Here is a 15,132-nt window from a genome sequence, read left to right as displayed (position 1 = left end):
CACTTCCCGCCTGGCGAGTGAATGTACGTAAAAGAAGGGGAGAAAAAGAGGTTTGAAGCTGCGCTCACCGGGAAGCGGCTAAAGCGCAGCGTTTAGGGATCAGGAGATAAAGTTGACGCCCTGTTTCAGAACCAGGTCGCAGGCTTTGGTTTTTACCTTTTCCGCCAGCGGAGTACTGCCAATATTGTTGAGATCCAGCTGCTGACCATCTTTGGTGTTCAGCAACCCCTGGATCCCATCCAGATAGTTGGTGTCCTGTTTTTGCTCTGTGGTCCCCAGACCCAGTTTATCCAGCACCTGGTTTTTCACGTTCTCTGTGTCGGTAACGGAAGCCAGCTTCTGCCTGGCGCAGTACTGCATAATACCTGCGGCGTTATTCATGTTACTGGCGCTCAACGCCTGATTACCGCCGTTTAGCAGGCTGGTCAGGGAGGAGAGTGATGTACCGCCCTGTTCGGTGCTGCTTTGTTTGCTAAGTTCGCTGGCGGCGCTGGAGAGCGAATCTTGCCAGGAGGCGGCAAAAGTGCTGGTGGCGATGAGTGCGCTGGCGGCAATCGCGCAGCACAGAAGACGTTTTGTCGTTTTCATGGTTATTACTCGTGTATATGCCGTGTGTTGCAGTATAGCGCTGCTGATGTTAGGAATGGTCTTAATACTCTTTTCCGGTCACGCGGCTGCGGTAACTCTCCCAGTTGAAGTTTACCCACAAGCTGTTGCCTAAACGCATACGGTCCATGACCCGTTCGCCGAGCAGTTTATTCATTTCATCCATGGTCAGGTTGGTCAGCATACCGGTTGGCCGTTTTGAGGACGATCGACGATCGACGATCTGATTGATGATCACCTTTTCATAGCGGGATTCGGTCTGCACGCCGATTTCGTCGATCACCAGCAAATCGACATTGCTGAGATCGTTCAGCAGTTGTTCTTCGCTGGTTTCACGGTTGCTGAAGGTATCTTTCATGGCTGACATGATGTCCGCAACGGTGATAATCAGCACCGATTTACCGCGCAGCAGCAGTTCGTTGCAGATCGCCGCGGCGAGATGGTTTTTCCCTGTCCCCGGCTTGCCCGAGAAGATAAAGCTGGCAATGTTGCCATCAAACTCTTCAACGTATTGACGCGCTTTGCTGAGGGCGTTCATTTGCCCCTCGCCTTCAACGCGGTAGTTGTCGAACGAGCAGTTCTGATGCAACGGACGAATGCCGGAACGGTTAAACGTGCGCTGCATCTTCATGGCCCGGTTTTCGCGGGCCAGCGCAGCCGCCCGGACTTTCCCTTGCTCTTTCTGCCAGGCTAACAACTCTTCGCCTGTTTTAAATGCGGGCTCAATGTGCGCAGGCATCATTTTTTGCAGACGTTTCATCAGTTCGCCAACGTTTTTCATCGTTAACCTCGAAAACCCGGTGGAATATGATTGTCAGGTTCGCTGACCGTGTTCACGTCACGCTTAGGCAAACCGCCGTTGCCGGCCCGGCTGATTTGTACACTTCGCGCCAGCTTTTGCTGCCATTGAACGTGGTGAAAGACTTTGCCTTCCGCCTGCCAGTAAGCCACGAATGAGGCTAACTCTTCAGCGGTGATCGGTTCTCTTAACGCTACGCCCCATAGCGCGGCCTGACGCTGAAAATCGGCATCCGGTTGCCAGTCGGCATACATGGCGAATTTCCCCATCGGCACGACCACTGGCACGGACTGCGGTTCCTCATACAGTTGCGCATCCAGCGTCACGTCGCTACCCGGTCTTGCCAGCTTCTCTTCAAGCGCCAGCAGTTGCGCCAGGCGAGCAGGCGTCACGGCATAAAAAGCCGGTACGTTGTTGGCAAACACCGCAACCGCGCCAGTTGCCGATTTGGCCAGCACCGCGTGGTGATCGTGTAGTAAGGCGTCAATACCTATGACGTCCGGGGTTAAGATTCTGGAAGACATAACGTTACTCAATACGGCTACAATCGAGAAGGGACACTGCTTTTATAGTAACACACAGACGGAAGAGAGCGGCAGGGATAAGCCTGCCGTATCACTCAAACGCGCGGACGTTTGCGGTATAGCCAAAGCCCCGGCACGGAAAGTCCGATAGAGAGTGCGGCGACAATTGACGACGCTTTGAGGAAATTGGTCAGCAGGGTGATCATCAGCGGTTCGCTGTAGCCGAAATGGCTGATTTTTACCGCGGAGATCATGGCCGTATAGGCTGAGATGCCAGGGAACATGGGGATCACCGCGGCGACGGTAAAGACTTTTGGATGCGCCAGATACCAGCGTGACCATTGAATGCCGATACTGCCGACCAGCAGCGAAGCCATAAACGTTGACCATTCGATGTTAAATCCGGCGGTCATCATGATCGTGCGCGAACCGTGCCCCAATGCCCCCAGCAGTGCGCACCAGGGAAGCGCCCGGTGCGGAACGTTAAACACCATTGCAAATCCCATTGCGGGGATCGCGGACAGAATCATGTCCTGCATTAGCGCGAGAATAAACTCGATTACACCCATCCGCGAAGCCCCCAAAGCGTTAATGCCACGACGACCCCAACACAGGTTGCCAGCGTCAGTAAGCTGGCAATGGCCCAGCGTGCCAGGCCGGTATTGATATGACCTTTGAACATATCCGCGACGGAGTTGATGAGCGGAAAGCCGGGGACCAGCATCAGAACGCTCGCCGCCATCGCCACGGTTGGCGTCTGGCTGAAGCCAGGGAGGCGGAGCAACAGACCGGAGATGGTTGTGGCGACGAATGCCGTAATGCAAAAGTTAATCTGTGGATGAAGATGGCGGTAGGCCAGGAGCTGGCGGATATACATGGCAGCTACACTGGCGAAGAAGGTGATGCCTGCACCATCCCATCCGCCGTTGTTCAGCTTGCAGAAACAGGCGCAGGAGAGGCCAACCATCAGCGCGACCAGCCAGCGCGGATAGCGCAATGGACGAAGCTGGCTAAAGCGTTTTTCTACACCTTTGTAATCCAGCAGCCGGTGTTCCGCCAGAATGACAATATGCTGTACTTCCGTAACCATATGCATATTAATGCCGCGATCCTGATTTTTTCGCGTTGAGGTGAGACATTGCCCGTCTTTAATCGTGGTAAGAACGATCGCATTAGAGGAGATCGCGCTTTCTACGCTGTCCATGCCCAATGCCAGACCCAGACGGGTGGAGAGTTCATCAACCAGCGCGCTTTCCGCTCCGTGTTGTAATAAAAAAAGCCCGCACTGAATACATAATCGTGTCACTGTTCTTTGTAACGACTGCTCTTCTTGCATGATTCGCCCTGACTGAAAAGACGTATTGCGTGCTATCTGATGACGAAAGACTCCTTTGTATCATGAAGCACCGCCAATCTGGCTCTGGCTAAGATCAATTTTGTGATGAAAAAAACACCACAGGGCCAGGTTTCAGAATTTGAACTGCGCCACATTTTTGCCAAATCGGTGAAAAGTGCAAATTTTAGACGGATTCATCCCTTCTTTTTCCTCCCCGGCTTATCAAAAATGCAATCTGAAACTTTCATTAAACATTATTTAAACAAATAATTAACTTAAGGCGGTGAGGTAATGAAAACTCAGGTAGCGATTATTGGGGCGGGCCCGTGCGGATTGTTGTTGGGACAGTTGCTGCACAAATCGGGGATTCAGACGCTGATTATTGAGCGTCAGGCACCTGACTATGTGCTCGGCCGGATCCGCGCGGGGATCCTCGAAAGTGGAACGGTTGACCTGCTGCGTGAGGCGGGGGTGGCACAACGGCTGGATCGCGAGGGATTAATTCATCATGGGATTGAGTTTATTTTCGATGGGAAGCGCATTCCTGTGCCACTGAGTGAGTTAACCGGCGGTAAAAGCGTGGTGGTATACGGACAAACGGAAGTGACGCGGGATCTCATGCAGGCGCGCAGTGACTGCGGTGCGCCGACGATTTATGGCGTAAGTGACGTTGAAATCCACGATGCAAAAAGCGACCACCCCAGTATCACGTTTAAAAAAGAGGGGGAATCGTGCCGTATTGAGTGTGACTTTATTGCCGGATGTGATGGTTTTCATGGCGTATCCAGACAGAGCATTCCGCGGGAAGTCATACGTGAATATACGAACATCTGGCCATTTGGCTGGCTGGGATTACTTTCCGATACGCCCCCGATCAACTCTGAACTGATTTACGCGCATCATGAGCGTGGATTTGTGTTGTGTAGTCAGCGCTCACTAACAAGAAGCCGCTATTACTTACAGGTACCGTTAAGCGAGCAGGTGGATAAATGGAGCGATGAGCGCTTCTGGAATGAGCTAAAACAGCGTTTGCCTGTCGAGCTTTCAGCGAAGTTAGTGACGGGTCACTCACTTGAGAAGAGTATTGCCCCATTACGTAGCTATGTTGTGGAGCCGATGCAGTACGGCAAACTTTTTCTGCTGGGGGATGCTGCGCATATTGTGCCGCCGACCGGCGCTAAAGGGCTCAATCTTGCCGCCTCTGATGTGAATTATCTGTGGCGTATCCTGACACAATACTATCAGCACGGGCGCGCCGATCTACTGGCTGTTTATTCACAGCTGGCGCTGAATCGCGTCTGGAAAGGAGAACGCTTCAGCTGGTTTATGACGCATTTATTGCATGATTTTCAGGAGAAAAGCGATTTTGACAGAAAAATGCAGGAAGCCGACCGTCACTATTATCTGGAGTCGACGGCTGGACTGATGACCATTGCGGAAAACTATGTAGGCCTGGCGTATGAAAAGGTAGACTGAGGCGTGTTATGCAGTCAGAGAAAATGATCCCCGTTTTTAAATTGTATGGCGAACAGGAAGGGTGGCCGACGCCCGATCTGCTGCACTGTGAATCTATTCATCAGCGCAGCAGTCTGTACGAGTGGCATATTCGGGTTCATCAGCACGCAGAACTGGTGCAACTTCTCTATCTGCATCGTGGGCAAGCTTCTATTGAGATTGAGGGGCAGACGACGGTTATGCGTGAGCCCTGTATCCAAATTGTCCCTGCGTTATCGGTACACGGTTTTCGTTTTTCACCGGGGACGCAAGGCTATGTGTTATCGCTGGCGTTGCCGCTGATTGACCGCCTGGAATCACAGTTTTTTCAACCGCTTTCTGTATTAACTACGCCGCAGTGTGTACCGGTTGCGCAGTCGCGTAGCCAAATCAGTTTGTTATTTTCCGCCCTGCAGCGAGAATACGATACTGATAATGAGGCGCGCGAAATGATGCTGTTCTCATTACTGGGCACTCTACTGGTTTGGCTGCGCAGACAAGATCTTACGAATGTGGTGCAAAAAGATAAGACAGAGCGTAAGCGTAGCGTGATGCGTCTTTTCGCTCGCCAGGTGGAAAGCCACTACCGCGAGCATATTTCACTGGTTGAATATGCTCGCAGAGTGGGGATATCGGTGAATGTACTTAATCAGTTATGCCGTGAATTTCATAATTGTAGTGCATTGGTTGTGCTACATCAGCGGCTCATGCTGGAGGCGAAACGAAGCCTGCAATATACCGGGATGACAATAAGCCAGGTCTCTGATTATTTGGGGTTTAGTGATGTTACCTACTTCTCACGTTTTTTTAAAAGACATGCGGATATGTCGCCTAAAACATATCGTGAAATTATTAAACGAAGCTAAACTTTGTGCGTCGCTTTTATATGATCATTTAGTTAATTTAGATTAATATTTATATGTGATTTTTTTTGATACGGTTATCTTGCTTTATCCTGTGCAGCGCTGTAATGTAATTATAGCTATACTGATAAAGAAATTAAAGGGTAAATAATTCGTGCCGTCTATTGTTTTTCCTATTTCATTTCGTCAGGTATATATATTTATTAGTATAGGAATAAGGTAAACGGGAAGGATGGCCCGTGAATATGGAGGAAATATGTTGCCTGGATGCTGCAAAAATGGAATTGTTATTAGTAAAATACCTGTCATGCAGGCAGGACTAAAAGGTGTAATGCAGAGTCATTTCTCTGATTATGAATTAACATCTTTTTCTTCTGTAGAAGAACTCACTTTATTGCAACTTCGTCGTTCTGAATTAGTCATCGCTGATCTCACTGGGGATTGCCATCAGCCTCATCTCGTCTGTGAACAGTTCTATCGGTTAATTTCACAGTATCGCGACATTCATTGGGTGTTCCTTGTTTCTCGCGCCTACTATGCGCAGGCCGTGGAGCTACTGATGGGGCCTGCCAGCACGTTGTTGTCTGATATTGAGCCTATAGAGAGCCTGATTAGCACTATTCGCTTTGGTCACACCCGCTCGGAACGAATTAGTAAGGCGCTGTTGTCTCCGGTTCTACTCGATGAGCCTCAGGATCCTGGTATCCGTTCGATTATTTTGACGATCTCTGAGCGTAAGGTTTTGCGTTTATTGGGAAAAGGATGGGGGATTAACCAGATTGCGGCATTACTCAAGAAGAGTAATAAGACAATCAGCGCCCAAAAGAATAGCGCTATGCGTCGCCTGTCGATACATAGCAATGCTGAGATGTATGCCTGGATAAACAGTTCTCAAGGAGCAAGAGAGTTGAATTTACCTTCAGCCTATGGAGATGCCACGGAATGGAAAACAGAAACAGTAAGAGAAATGTCGCACTCTTAGAAAAATGTGTAATGAGCAGCGTGGGTATTCAGAGTTTATTTCATACCATGCCCAATAGCCCTTATCAGCTGCATATTTTTTCTACGCAAACGGCCTTTAAAAAAGCGATGCTGACAACATCATTTTCAACGGTTATTTTTTCACTCTCCACCATAAGAAAAGAGCGCAGAGTAGGACTGGCCTTTCTGACGGAAATGGCAACTGACTGGCCGCGTATGCGGCGACTGGTCATTGCAGATGATGATGTAGAAGCACGTTTAATTAACTCGCTATCGCCTTCACATCTTGATGGCGTGCTCAGTAAGACCACGCCGTTGGAAGCGCTGCAGGAAGAGTTATTTTCAGCATTAAGCAATACCCGTCGTGTAACAGAAAGCTCGGATAATCTGTGGTTTCTTAATCTGAATCGCATATTAAGCCCCACAGAGCGTGAAATACTGCGTTTTATGTCTAATGGGTATTCTATGCCCCAGATAGCCGTTCAACTGGAACGCAACATCAAGACAATTCGGGCACATAAGTTTAATGTGATGTCTAAACTGGGTGTCAGTAATGACGCCGGACTGCTGGATGCCGCAGATATCTTGCTTTACATGCGTGGCGGGGAACCCCTTCCTGCATTACATTCCGTATAGCGAGTGGGTCATACCAGCATAAAGGTTTGTCTACTGACAAACATCGACCCATTCCGCTGACGTCAATTTTGCCATTCGCTCTGGCGCTATTCGTATAGCACTATATGTAGCGCCAGCGGCGGGCAATACTTCAACATAGTTCTTCAGGGAAACATCGCAATAGACCGGAAGTGGTGTTTCTAAACCAAACGGACAGACGCCGCCAACGGGATGGCCTGTGGCGTTGACAACTTCATCACTGCTGAGCATGCGAGCTTTGGCTCCGAAGACCTCTTTGAGCTTCTTATTATCCAGACGAGCATCGCCTCTGGCGACAATCAGAATAACGTTACCCTTTACCTTAAGCGAAAGCGTCTTCGCAATTTGTCCTGGCGCCACGTTGTGTGCCTTTGCCGCCAACTCTACCGTGGCCGTACTTTGATTTAACTCGATGATTTCAATATCGGGGGCATGTTCGGCCAGAAATTGCCGTACGGATTGCAGACTCATTCATTTCTCCTGACATCATACCGTTCTTCGGAAAATTGCGTGCGTAATTTGTCATACGTCTGATGTTCCTGTAAATATTTTAATATAACAAACCCGCAACACGGAGGATTTTTCGATCCTCTTCACAATCACAGAAACCGGTTACGGTAACCGGTTGCAGTTACGGAGCAGAGGGATTAATACTGAGTTTGTCATCTCCTCTGTATCACATAAAAAGAGTCACTTATGAAATCTACTAACCATGCAGTCTTTAATGTGATTTTCCGGTTTGTTGAAAACTACGTCAGTCCGGTTGCCGGGAGAATCTCGTCCCAGCGCCATGTCATGGCTATCCGTGATGGTTTTATTTCGGCAATGCCATTTATGATCGTTGGATCGTTTCTGCTGGTTTTTGCCTATCCGCCGTTTTCGCCCGATACAACCTGGGGGTTCGCCCGCGCCTGGCTGGATTTAGCAAAACAGTTTGAAGGTCAGATCCTCACCCCTTTTGATATGACGATGGGGATCATGTCTGTCTATATCTGCGCGGCTATCGCTTATAACCTGGGTAAACATTACGTTAAGTCGTATCAGTTGGATCCGTTTATGTGTGCGATGCTTTCCATTATGGCTTTCTTACTGGTTGCCGCGCCCAAAACTAAAGGGACAATGCCGGTTGATAGCCTGGGAGGTACCGGGATTTTTACCGCGATTCTGGTGGCAATTTACTGCGTTGAGATGATGCGCTTTCTGAAGGCCCATAACATCGGTATTCGTCTGCCCGATCAGGTGCCGCCAATGATCAAAAACTCTTTTGATCTGCTGATCCCGGTCCTGGTGGTGGTGTTAACGCTGTATCCACTAAGCCTGGTGATCCAGTCGCAGTTCGACATGCTGATACCGCAGGCGATTATGGCCATCTTTAAGCCGCTGGTTTCTGCTGCCGATTCGCTTCCGGCTATCCTGCTGGCGGTGTTAATTGGGCATCTGCTCTGGTTTGCAGGGATCCACGGCGCGGCAATTGTCTCCGGAATGCTGCAAATGTTCTGGCTGACTAACCTTGGCATGAACCAGAGCGCGCTGGCGCAGGGGGCGCCATTGCCGCATATTTTTATGGAAGCTTTCTGGACTTTCTTCATCGTTGTTGGCGGCTCCGGGGCGACGATGGGGCTGGTTATTTGCTACCTGCGCAGTCGTTCCGTTCATCTGCGATCTATTGGCCGTCTGAGCGTTGTACCCAGCATCTTCAATATTAATGAACCGGTGATTTTCGGGACACCCATTGTCATGAATCCGGTGTTCTTTATTCCGTTTTTACTGGCGCCAATGGTTAACGCTGTGCTGGCATGGGCGGCGATGAAGCTGGATTTGATTGGTCGCGTGATATCCGTTGTTCCCTGGACCGCACCGGCACCGGTTGGGGCGGCGTGGGCGCTGGGTTGGGATTATCGTGCGGCAATTCTGGTGGTGCTGTTGGCGTTGGTTTCCGCGATTATCTATTTCCCGTTCTTCAAGGTCTATGAGAAGCAACTCCTGGCGCAGGAGGCTGAAGAGACCCGGCATGAAGAAGACGAAAGCGAACAGATTGCGTTATAAGATGGACCAGGGCGCTGCGGCTCCCTGGTTATTTCAGCGTGCAGTCACCGCACTGTTGCACATCCGGCAGGCGGTAGCGCTGGCAGCAGGTTCGACGTACCAGCAGGCCTTCACGCGGCACAACGGTGCGCCAGAGCGGATTATCCGCACCGTTTGAGAGTTGTTTTTCAAAGAAACAGCCGTGGCGTAAGGTGTTCAATAACTCCTCACCCAGCAGTGGCTTCATTTCCGTCAGATACCAGTGGATCAGATATCCGGTATTGCTCCAGATGAGCCTGGCGTTAATTTCTCCGGTGGCTTCCAGTGCTTCAACCACCGGAACTAACGCCTGGGTGACCAGCGTTTCCATACGTGCCTGAGGTGATTGCGCAGTCGCCAGGCTATCCTCGTGGACGTCAATCCAGAAGCAGGCGGCACGACCCGTTTCATGAAACTCCACATGGATGTGCTCTGGTGAGACATCAATTGCCGTTTCCTGTGTAAGCAGGGCGAGCATCAGCGGCGGCACCATCAGTCCGATATACCATTGCGCCCAGAGGGAGAGCAGCGGTTTATTTTCGCGCGGCAGCGTGGGCTGGTTACGATAAATATGGTCTGACCAGACCGCCAACAGAGAGGTTCGCGTTGCGGGGCTGGACCACTGCGCGAGTGTCATTGCATCATGAGGGGCTGGTTCATCCAGACGGATGAAATCAAGTAGATGTTCGCGGGTTTGGGCTATCGTTGCACGCACGGCTTCGGCCAGCCCAGGGACCTTCGGCTGGAGATGTGAACGCCAGATGACATTTTCAATGATCGATGCGGAACGGTATGGCATAACCTGGATAGAAATCTAAATGATAATGATTTCCAATCCTAGCGATAGCCATAATCGATAGCAAGATCTTTGTTGTCAGCTTATGCAGCGTCCCGCGATTGAACCGTCAGACGACACAAGGGTCGCCGCTGACCAGAATGTGGTTGCGTCCCAGATTTTTGGCTTCATACAGCGCTTTATCTGCTTTCCTTATCGCTTCTTCCACGTTGCAATCTCTCAATGGTGCAATGCCGATACTGATCGTCACGTTAGTTGCAACGCTTTCATTGAACCTGTGCGGAATTTTCAGATCGTAGACGTTTTGACGAATATGTTCAGCCGCGGTACGTGCTTGTTGTGGATCGCTGGCGGTTAACAACACCATGAATTCTTCGCCACCGAAGCGGACGACAACGTCGCGGGAACGGACGGCGTCGCGAATGGCGGCTGAGACGCGGATCAGCGCCTGGTCGCCCATCGTATGCCCGTAGTGATCGTTATAGGCCTTGAAGTGATCGATATCCAGCAGCAGCACATAGTGTTCCTGATTATCCAGCGCCTGTAGCGTATCCAGCTTATTTTGCAGCCCACGGCGATTGTACAAGCCTGTTAAAGGATCGAGCATACTCAGACCATTCAGCGTTTCTTTTTCGGCAAGCAGTTTAAACATCAGCTGTTGAGCGAAATCATCATAGCGTTTCTGGATAAGATGCTGGATGGCGATCCCCGTCATAGGCAGCGCCATTAAGTAGATGACGCGCAGCCCGTGCTCGCTGCCGTTAAGCCACAGGCACACCAGTACCGAGGGTAACGAATGGAGCGTGAACGCGATGATATTATTAGCAAAAGCGATTGAGCCAATAAACAGTACGCTGAGTAATGCAATCAGTAAAAAGGAATAATCATCATGATTAATTGCGTTATATTTCAGCGCAATATGTCCGGCCCATAAAAGTCCAAATATCGTGGATGTCAGTGGAATATTGATTCTTTTATTCGCATATTTTCCGTGCCATGCCAGCAGTAATGCGCTAATGGCGAAGATCGCGATGCCCGGTGGGGAAACGGCTTTGACCTGATAAACAGGAAACGCCAGCGCAAACAGCGCCGAAACGGCGTTGAGAAACAAAAACAGGCGTAAAGAAAGCTGATATTTCTTTGTGCGTAATGTGTGCCAGGTTTGTACTGTCATATCGGAATATCGTTATTTATCTATCTATTACACTGTACAGGCTGCCAAAATGAAAAATAACGGGCGAGAAGAAAGCTCGCTTAACGAGTGGGTTTGTCATGTTTGTGAATTAAACGCTGAACAATTTATCACCTTGTAGAATTCATGTCATCAATTGTTAATTAAAACTCATGTAAGTGACATCGATGCTTTGCTGACAAATGAGAAAATATATCATATGATATTGGTTATCATTATCGGTTTAAGAGGTGAAACCATGTTGCAGCGGGCGCTGGGTAGTGGTTGGGGAGTGTTACTGCCGGGGATTCTGATTGCCGGACTGGCATTTGCCGATCTGTCTCTTGAAGCATGGAAAGCGATGATTATATCAGGATTATTACTGACTCCGCTGATGCTTTATCACAAGCATCTCAGACACTTCGTTCTGCTGCCATCGTGCCTGGCGCTGATTAGCGGAATTGTTTTGATGATGATGAACTGGAATCAGAGCTGAAAATAAGAGAAGAGAATCAAGAAGTTAGCAAGATAATTGGTGCGAGGGGGGGGACTTGAACCCCCACGTCCGTAAGGACACTAACACCTGAAGCTAGCGCGTCTACCAATTCCGCCACCTTCGCACAGTCATCTTACTTTTTTGATATTGCCTCGTTGGTGCGAGGGGGGGGACTTGAACCCCCACGTCCGTAAGAACACTAACACCTGAAGCTAGCGCGTCTACCAATTCCGCCACCTTCGCCCAGTGCGAGCAATATCAACGTGGTTTTGGTGCGAGGGGGGGGACTTGAACCCCCACGTCCGTAAGGACACTAACACCTGAAGCTAGCGCGTCTACCAATTCCGCCACCTTCGCATACCATCGACTCTAAAAAGAATCACTACCACGGAGGCGCATTCTAGTTGTTTTCAGCTTTTCGTCAATAGTTAATTGCGTGGGCGGGTTCAATTGCTGGAAAAATGGACGTCATCCGGCAATGTGCAAAACCTTACCGGATGGCGGTGGAGAGACTTGCTCTGGCCTGTGAGTCTTATTTTTTCGCCTGGCGCGTCATGACCGTGCGATAAACTTTAAAACGTCCCGTCTGGGCGATAACGTCGTGAAAACCAAACGTTTCATCCAGCACTTTCGGGTAGGGTAAAAAGGCGTTGGCTACAATACGCAGTTCACCACCGCTATTGAGATGACGCACGGCACCGCGAATCAGCGCTTGCGCGGCATCAAGGCTGGTCTGAACGCCATCGTGGAACGGCGGGTTTGATATAATCATATCGAAACGCCCCTTCACCTCAGAGAAAACGTTGCTGGCAAAGACTTCACCTTCAATACCGTTTGCTGCAAGCGTGGCGCGGCTGGCTTCAACGGCTGCCGCACTGACATCACACAGCGTCAGGCGGACCTTAGGTGAGTGGCCGGCAAGCGCGACGGAAAGCACGCCAGCGCCGCAGCCGACGTCCAGTACCTTGCCTTTCGTGTGCGGCGTCAGGGTGGAAAGCAGCAGTTGACTACCCACATCCAGACCATCGCGGCTGAATACGCCCGGAAGGGTTTTCACGGTCAGGCCATCCGCGTGGTATTCACCCCAGAATTTTTCGGCGTCAAAAATCGGTTGTTTTTCAAGGCGACCATGATACAGCCCGCAGCGACGTGCGCTGTCGATTTTGTTCAGCGGCGCATATTCCGCCAGCATCTGCTCAGCGCTACGCACGCCGCTACGGTTTTCGCCGACGACAAAAATATCGGTGCCCACTGGCAGCAGCGAGAGAATGTTCATCAGCTGAAACTGTGCTTCCGGCTTATTTTTGGGCCAGTAGTAGATCAGCGTGTCACTGTCGGCCACATCTTCGGCCTGGGCTATCAGGCTAAAGCGCGCGTTATCCCCCATCTGACTGCTCAAAACCTGCCAGTGGTGGAGTTGTTGTGTATGTACGCGGCTGGCGGCGCTCTCTAAGCGCGCGGGCAGGTTATCCTGCAAATCTCCGGCAAACAGAATACGGCTTTGTTCGAAATCATCACTGTGGCGCAGCAAGACTTCACTTGCCGGGGTAAAAGCAGACATGGAATGCTCCTCAAATTATGCAAGGGGCGATTATATACACAAAATCATTCAAGCTGAATCAAGGCGGCAAGCGGGCGCGTCCTGGCAGCAGAGATAACGATGTGATCAGGGGCGGGAACGTGGGCAACGCCGGGTCAGCCTGGAGGATGATGTGTATCGTTGTTTGATGGCGCAGATTCGACAAATTTGCTATATTTGCGCCCCTGACCGACAGGAGCGATTCGCTATGACAACCCGACGAGACTGGCAGTTACAACAGCTGGGCATTACCCAGTGGTCGCTGCGTCGCCCCGGCGCGTTACAGGGGGAGATCGCGATTTCCATTCCTGCGCACGTTCGTCTGGTGATGGTTGCTCAGGAATTACCGGCCCTGACCGAGCCGCTGGTCAACGATATTTTACGCGCATTAACCATCAGCCCTGACCAGGTTCTACAGGTGACGCCAGATCGCGTCGCGATGTTGCCAGAGGGGAGCCGCTGTAACAGCTGGCGGCTGGGAACGGACGAGACGCTGCAACTGAAAGGCGCACAGGTTTCGACACCTGCGTATAACGAATTACTGACAAGCCCTGTGGCACGTGCCGCACTATGGCAACAAATCTGCGCATATGAACACGATTTCTTCCCTCAGCCCGACTGATTTACCTGCCGCATTTCAGATTGAAAAGCGCGCCCATGCGTTTCCATGGAGTGAACAAACATTTTCCAGCAATCAGGGCGAACGTTACCTCAACTATCAGCTGACGGTAGGCGGGAAAATGGCCGCATTCGCCATTACGCAGGTCGTACTGGATGAAGCTACGCTGTTCAATATTGCCGTCGATCCCGATTTTCAGCGCCGCGGGTTGGGAAGGGCGCTGCTGGAGCATGTGATCGATGAACTGGAAAAACGCGGCGTCCTGACGCTGTGGCTGGAAGTACGCGCCTCTAACGTTGCCGCCATCGCACTGTACGAAAGCTTAGGCTTTAACGAGGCAACGGTTCGCCGCAATTATTATCCGACCGCCGACGGTCGCGAAGACGCCATCATAATGGCATTGCCAATCAGTATGTAAGACAAGGTGGAATGATGAAGTGGGACTGGATTTTCTTTGATGCCGACGAAACGCTGTTTACATTTGACTCGTTTACCGGCTTACAGCGGATGTTTCTCGACTACAGCATTACCTTTACCGCTGAAGATTTTCAGGACTACCAGGCCGTGAATAAACCGCTATGGGTGGATTATCAGAACGGCGCCATTACTTCGTTACAGCTGCAACATGCCCGTTTTCAGAGCTGGGCCGAACGCCTGGACGTTGCGCCAGGCCAGCTCAACGATGCCTTTATTAATGCTATGGCGGAGATCTGCTCCCCGTTACCTGGGGCGGTTTCGTTGCTTAACGCTATTCGCGGTAAGAGCAAAATCGGCATCATTACTAACGGCTTTACCGCGTTACAGCAAATCCGCCTGGAGCGTACCGGTCTGCGTGACTATTTTGACCTGCTGGTGATTTCCGAGCAGGTTGGCGTCGCGAAGCCGGATCCGCAAATCTTTGATTATGCCTTGGCGCAGGCGGGTAACCCTGACCGTTCGCGGGTATTAATGGTGGGGGATACCGCCGAATCGGATATTAAGGGGGGGATTAACGCCGGACTCTCCACCTGCTGGCTGAATGTCCATCATCGGGCACAACCTGAAGGCATTGAACCCACCTGGACCGTAACGTCATTAAGCGAACTGGAGCAGCTCCTGTGTAAACACTGATTGCCTCCCCCCCGTTGATGGGTAAAATAGCCGCAATTTT

General features: G+C 50.7%; 18 protein-coding genes and 3 tRNA genes. 9 read left to right on the top strand and 12 right to left on the bottom strand.

Features of this window, described 5'->3' with window-relative positions; translation table 11 throughout:
• Positions 1–99: 99 nt before the first annotated feature.
• The 5 genes from C3432_RS19115 to C3432_RS19095 form a co-directional block, all read right to left on the bottom strand.
• Entirely contained in the window at positions 100–588 is a 489-nt protein-coding gene (locus C3432_RS19115) for a DUF2501 domain-containing protein (protein WP_103778134.1), read from the bottom strand.
• Positions 589–649: 61 nt separating this feature from the next.
• Positions 650–1,387: a DNA replication protein DnaC gene (gene dnaC / locus C3432_RS19110; RefSeq protein ID WP_103778133.1), complete on the bottom strand. Its 738-nt coding sequence runs from the start codon at positions 1,385–1,387 to the stop codon at positions 650–652.
• Between the two features lie 2 nt (positions 1,388–1,389).
• Positions 1,390–1,929: a primosomal protein DnaT gene (gene dnaT / locus C3432_RS19105; RefSeq protein WP_103778132.1), complete on the bottom strand. Its 540-nt coding sequence runs from the start codon at positions 1,927–1,929 to the stop codon at positions 1,390–1,392.
• Between the two features lie 95 nt (positions 1,930–2,024).
• Positions 2,025–2,498, bottom strand: a complete 474-nt coding sequence (locus C3432_RS19100; protein WP_103778131.1) for a threonine/serine exporter — start codon at positions 2,496–2,498, stop codon at positions 2,025–2,027.
• Complete coding sequence (locus C3432_RS19095) at positions 2,489–3,265, bottom strand: threonine/serine exporter family protein (RefSeq protein WP_103778130.1); 777 nt, start codon at positions 3,263–3,265, stop codon at positions 2,489–2,491. Before C3432_RS19095 ends, C3432_RS19100 begins: the two co-directional genes overlap by 10 nt.
• 291 nt (positions 3,266–3,556) lie before the next feature.
• Between C3432_RS19095 and pobA the strand changes: the two genes are divergently transcribed.
• The 4 genes from pobA (at position 3,557) to bglJ (ending at position 7,239) form a co-directional block, all read left to right on the top strand.
• A complete protein-coding gene (gene pobA, locus C3432_RS19090) occupies positions 3,557–4,741 on the top strand; it encodes a 4-hydroxybenzoate 3-monooxygenase (protein WP_103778129.1) in 1,185 nt (394 codons plus the stop codon).
• Positions 4,742–4,749: 8 nt separating this feature from the next.
• Positions 4,750–5,625 carry a helix-turn-helix domain-containing protein gene (locus C3432_RS19085; RefSeq protein ID WP_103778128.1) on the top strand — a complete coding sequence of 292 codons (876 nt, stop codon included), beginning with the start codon at positions 4,750–4,752 and terminating at the stop codon, positions 5,623–5,625.
• Between the two features lie 253 nt (positions 5,626–5,878).
• Positions 5,879–6,604 (top strand): helix-turn-helix transcriptional regulator, encoded by a 726-nt coding sequence (locus C3432_RS19080; protein ID WP_103778127.1) that lies wholly within the window; start codon positions 5,879–5,881, stop codon positions 6,602–6,604.
• Positions 6,565–7,239: a DNA-binding transcriptional activator BglJ gene (bglJ, locus tag C3432_RS19075; RefSeq protein WP_103778126.1), complete on the top strand. Its 675-nt coding sequence runs from the start codon at positions 6,565–6,567 to the stop codon at positions 7,237–7,239. Before C3432_RS19080 ends, bglJ begins: the two co-directional genes overlap by 40 nt.
• Positions 7,240–7,269: 30 nt before the next feature.
• On the opposite strand, the gene C3432_RS19070 is transcribed toward bglJ, so the two are convergent.
• On the bottom strand, positions 7,270–7,728 hold the full coding sequence (locus C3432_RS19070; RefSeq protein ID WP_103778125.1) for a YbaK/EbsC family protein: 459 nt from the start codon (positions 7,726–7,728) through the stop codon (positions 7,270–7,272).
• Between the two features lie 225 nt (positions 7,729–7,953).
• On the opposite strand from C3432_RS19070, the gene C3432_RS19065 reads away from it, so the two are divergent.
• Positions 7,954–9,303 carry a PTS sugar transporter subunit IIC gene (locus tag C3432_RS19065; protein WP_103778124.1) on the top strand — a complete coding sequence of 450 codons (1,350 nt, stop codon included), beginning with the start codon at positions 7,954–7,956 and terminating at the stop codon, positions 9,301–9,303.
• Between the two features lie 28 nt (positions 9,304–9,331).
• On the opposite strand, the gene fhuF is transcribed toward C3432_RS19065, so the two are convergent.
• Together fhuF and C3432_RS19055 are read right to left on the bottom strand one after the other, a co-directional pair.
• Complete coding sequence (gene fhuF, locus C3432_RS19060; protein ID WP_103778123.1) at positions 9,332–10,120, bottom strand: siderophore-iron reductase FhuF; 789 nt, start codon at positions 10,118–10,120, stop codon at positions 9,332–9,334.
• Positions 10,121–10,226: 106 nt separating this feature from the next.
• Positions 10,227–11,291 (bottom strand): GGDEF domain-containing protein, encoded by a 1,065-nt coding sequence (locus C3432_RS19055; protein ID WP_103778122.1) that lies wholly within the window; start codon positions 11,289–11,291, stop codon positions 10,227–10,229.
• A gap of 217 nt (positions 11,292–11,508) precedes the next feature.
• Here C3432_RS19055 and C3432_RS19050 point away from each other — a divergent pair, with 217 nt between their 5' ends.
• Positions 11,509–11,784, top strand: a complete 276-nt coding sequence (locus tag C3432_RS19050; protein WP_103778121.1) for a DUF1435 domain-containing protein — start codon at positions 11,509–11,511, stop codon at positions 11,782–11,784.
• A 37-nt stretch (positions 11,785–11,821) separates the two neighbouring features.
• Here the strand turns inward: C3432_RS19050 and C3432_RS19045 are convergent.
• The 4 genes from C3432_RS19045 to rsmC form a co-directional block, all read right to left on the bottom strand.
• A tRNA-Leu gene (locus C3432_RS19045) sits at positions 11,822–11,908 on the bottom strand.
• A 32-nt stretch (positions 11,909–11,940) separates the two neighbouring features.
• Positions 11,941–12,027, bottom strand: a tRNA-Leu gene (locus tag C3432_RS19040).
• A gap of 27 nt (positions 12,028–12,054) precedes the next feature.
• A tRNA-Leu gene (locus C3432_RS19035) sits at positions 12,055–12,141 on the bottom strand.
• Between the two features lie 175 nt (positions 12,142–12,316).
• Positions 12,317–13,345: a 16S rRNA (guanine(1207)-N(2))-methyltransferase RsmC gene (rsmC, locus tag C3432_RS19030; RefSeq protein ID WP_103778120.1), complete on the bottom strand. Its 1,029-nt coding sequence runs from the start codon at positions 13,343–13,345 to the stop codon at positions 12,317–12,319.
• Between the two features lie 226 nt (positions 13,346–13,571).
• Here rsmC and C3432_RS19025 point away from each other — a divergent pair, with 226 nt between their 5' ends.
• Genes C3432_RS19025 through yjjG form a run of 3 tightly spaced genes read left to right on the top strand, consistent with a single transcriptional unit; the run spans position 13,572 to position 15,092 of the window.
• A complete protein-coding gene (locus C3432_RS19025; RefSeq protein ID WP_103778119.1) occupies positions 13,572–13,985 on the top strand; it encodes a DNA polymerase III subunit psi in 414 nt (137 codons plus the stop codon).
• The gene (gene rimI, locus C3432_RS19020; RefSeq protein WP_103778118.1) at positions 13,954–14,400 is read left to right on the top strand and encodes a ribosomal protein S18-alanine N-acetyltransferase; all 447 of its coding nucleotides are present in this window, start codon (positions 13,954–13,956) and stop codon (positions 14,398–14,400) included. The genes C3432_RS19025 and rimI overlap by 32 nt, the downstream gene beginning before the upstream one ends.
• Positions 14,401–14,414: 14 nt before the next feature.
• Positions 14,415–15,092, top strand: a complete 678-nt coding sequence (gene yjjG, locus C3432_RS19015; protein WP_103778117.1) for a pyrimidine 5'-nucleotidase — start codon at positions 14,415–14,417, stop codon at positions 15,090–15,092.
• Positions 15,093–15,132: the final 40 nt, after the last annotated feature.

This window comes from Citrobacter amalonaticus, assembly GCF_002918555.1.
GTDB lineage: Bacteria > Pseudomonadota > Gammaproteobacteria > Enterobacterales > Enterobacteriaceae > Citrobacter_C > Citrobacter_C amalonaticus_A.
This window is presented reverse-complemented; position numbering and strand designations above follow the sequence as displayed.

What these genes read in the sequence shown, in the direction of transcription:
- dnaT (WP_103778132.1), bottom strand. Translation starts at nt 1,929, where the DNA reads ATGTCTTCCAGAATCTTAACCCCGGACGTCATAGGTATTGACGCCTTA.
- dnaC (WP_103778133.1), bottom strand. Translation starts at nt 1,387, where the DNA reads ATGAAAAACGTTGGCGAACTGATGAAACGTCTGCAAAAAATGATGCCT.
- C3432_RS19025 (WP_103778119.1), top strand. Translation starts at nt 13,572, where the DNA reads ATGACAACCCGACGAGACTGGCAGTTACAACAGCTGGGCATTACCCAG.
- rimI (WP_103778118.1), top strand. Translation starts at nt 13,954, where the DNA reads ATGAACACGATTTCTTCCCTCAGCCCGACTGATTTACCTGCCGCATTT.
- C3432_RS19050 (WP_103778121.1), top strand. Translation starts at nt 11,509, where the DNA reads ATGATATTGGTTATCATTATCGGTTTAAGAGGTGAAACCATGTTGCAG.
- fhuF (WP_103778123.1), bottom strand. Translation starts at nt 10,120, where the DNA reads ATGCCATACCGTTCCGCATCGATCATTGAAAATGTCATCTGGCGTTCA.
- C3432_RS19070 (WP_103778125.1), bottom strand. Translation starts at nt 7,728, where the DNA reads ATGAGTCTGCAATCCGTACGGCAATTTCTGGCCGAACATGCCCCCGAT.
- C3432_RS19095 (WP_103778130.1), bottom strand. Translation starts at nt 3,265, where the DNA reads ATGCAAGAAGAGCAGTCGTTACAAAGAACAGTGACACGATTATGTATT.
- C3432_RS19100 (WP_103778131.1), bottom strand. Translation starts at nt 2,498, where the DNA reads ATGGGTGTAATCGAGTTTATTCTCGCGCTAATGCAGGACATGATTCTG.
- C3432_RS19085 (WP_103778128.1), top strand. Translation starts at nt 4,750, where the DNA reads ATGCAGTCAGAGAAAATGATCCCCGTTTTTAAATTGTATGGCGAACAG.
- yjjG (WP_103778117.1), top strand. Translation starts at nt 14,415, where the DNA reads ATGAAGTGGGACTGGATTTTCTTTGATGCCGACGAAACGCTGTTTACA.
- pobA (WP_103778129.1), top strand. Translation starts at nt 3,557, where the DNA reads ATGAAAACTCAGGTAGCGATTATTGGGGCGGGCCCGTGCGGATTGTTG.
- bglJ (WP_103778126.1), top strand. Translation starts at nt 6,565, where the DNA reads ATGGAAAACAGAAACAGTAAGAGAAATGTCGCACTCTTAGAAAAATGT.
- C3432_RS19065 (WP_103778124.1), top strand. Translation starts at nt 7,954, where the DNA reads ATGAAATCTACTAACCATGCAGTCTTTAATGTGATTTTCCGGTTTGTT.
- C3432_RS19080 (WP_103778127.1), top strand. Translation starts at nt 5,879, where the DNA reads ATGTTGCCTGGATGCTGCAAAAATGGAATTGTTATTAGTAAAATACCT.
- rsmC (WP_103778120.1), bottom strand. Translation starts at nt 13,345, where the DNA reads ATGTCTGCTTTTACCCCGGCAAGTGAAGTCTTGCTGCGCCACAGTGAT.
- C3432_RS19055 (WP_103778122.1), bottom strand. Translation starts at nt 11,291, where the DNA reads ATGACAGTACAAACCTGGCACACATTACGCACAAAGAAATATCAGCTT.
- C3432_RS19115 (WP_103778134.1), bottom strand. Translation starts at nt 588, where the DNA reads ATGAAAACGACAAAACGTCTTCTGTGCTGCGCGATTGCCGCCAGCGCA.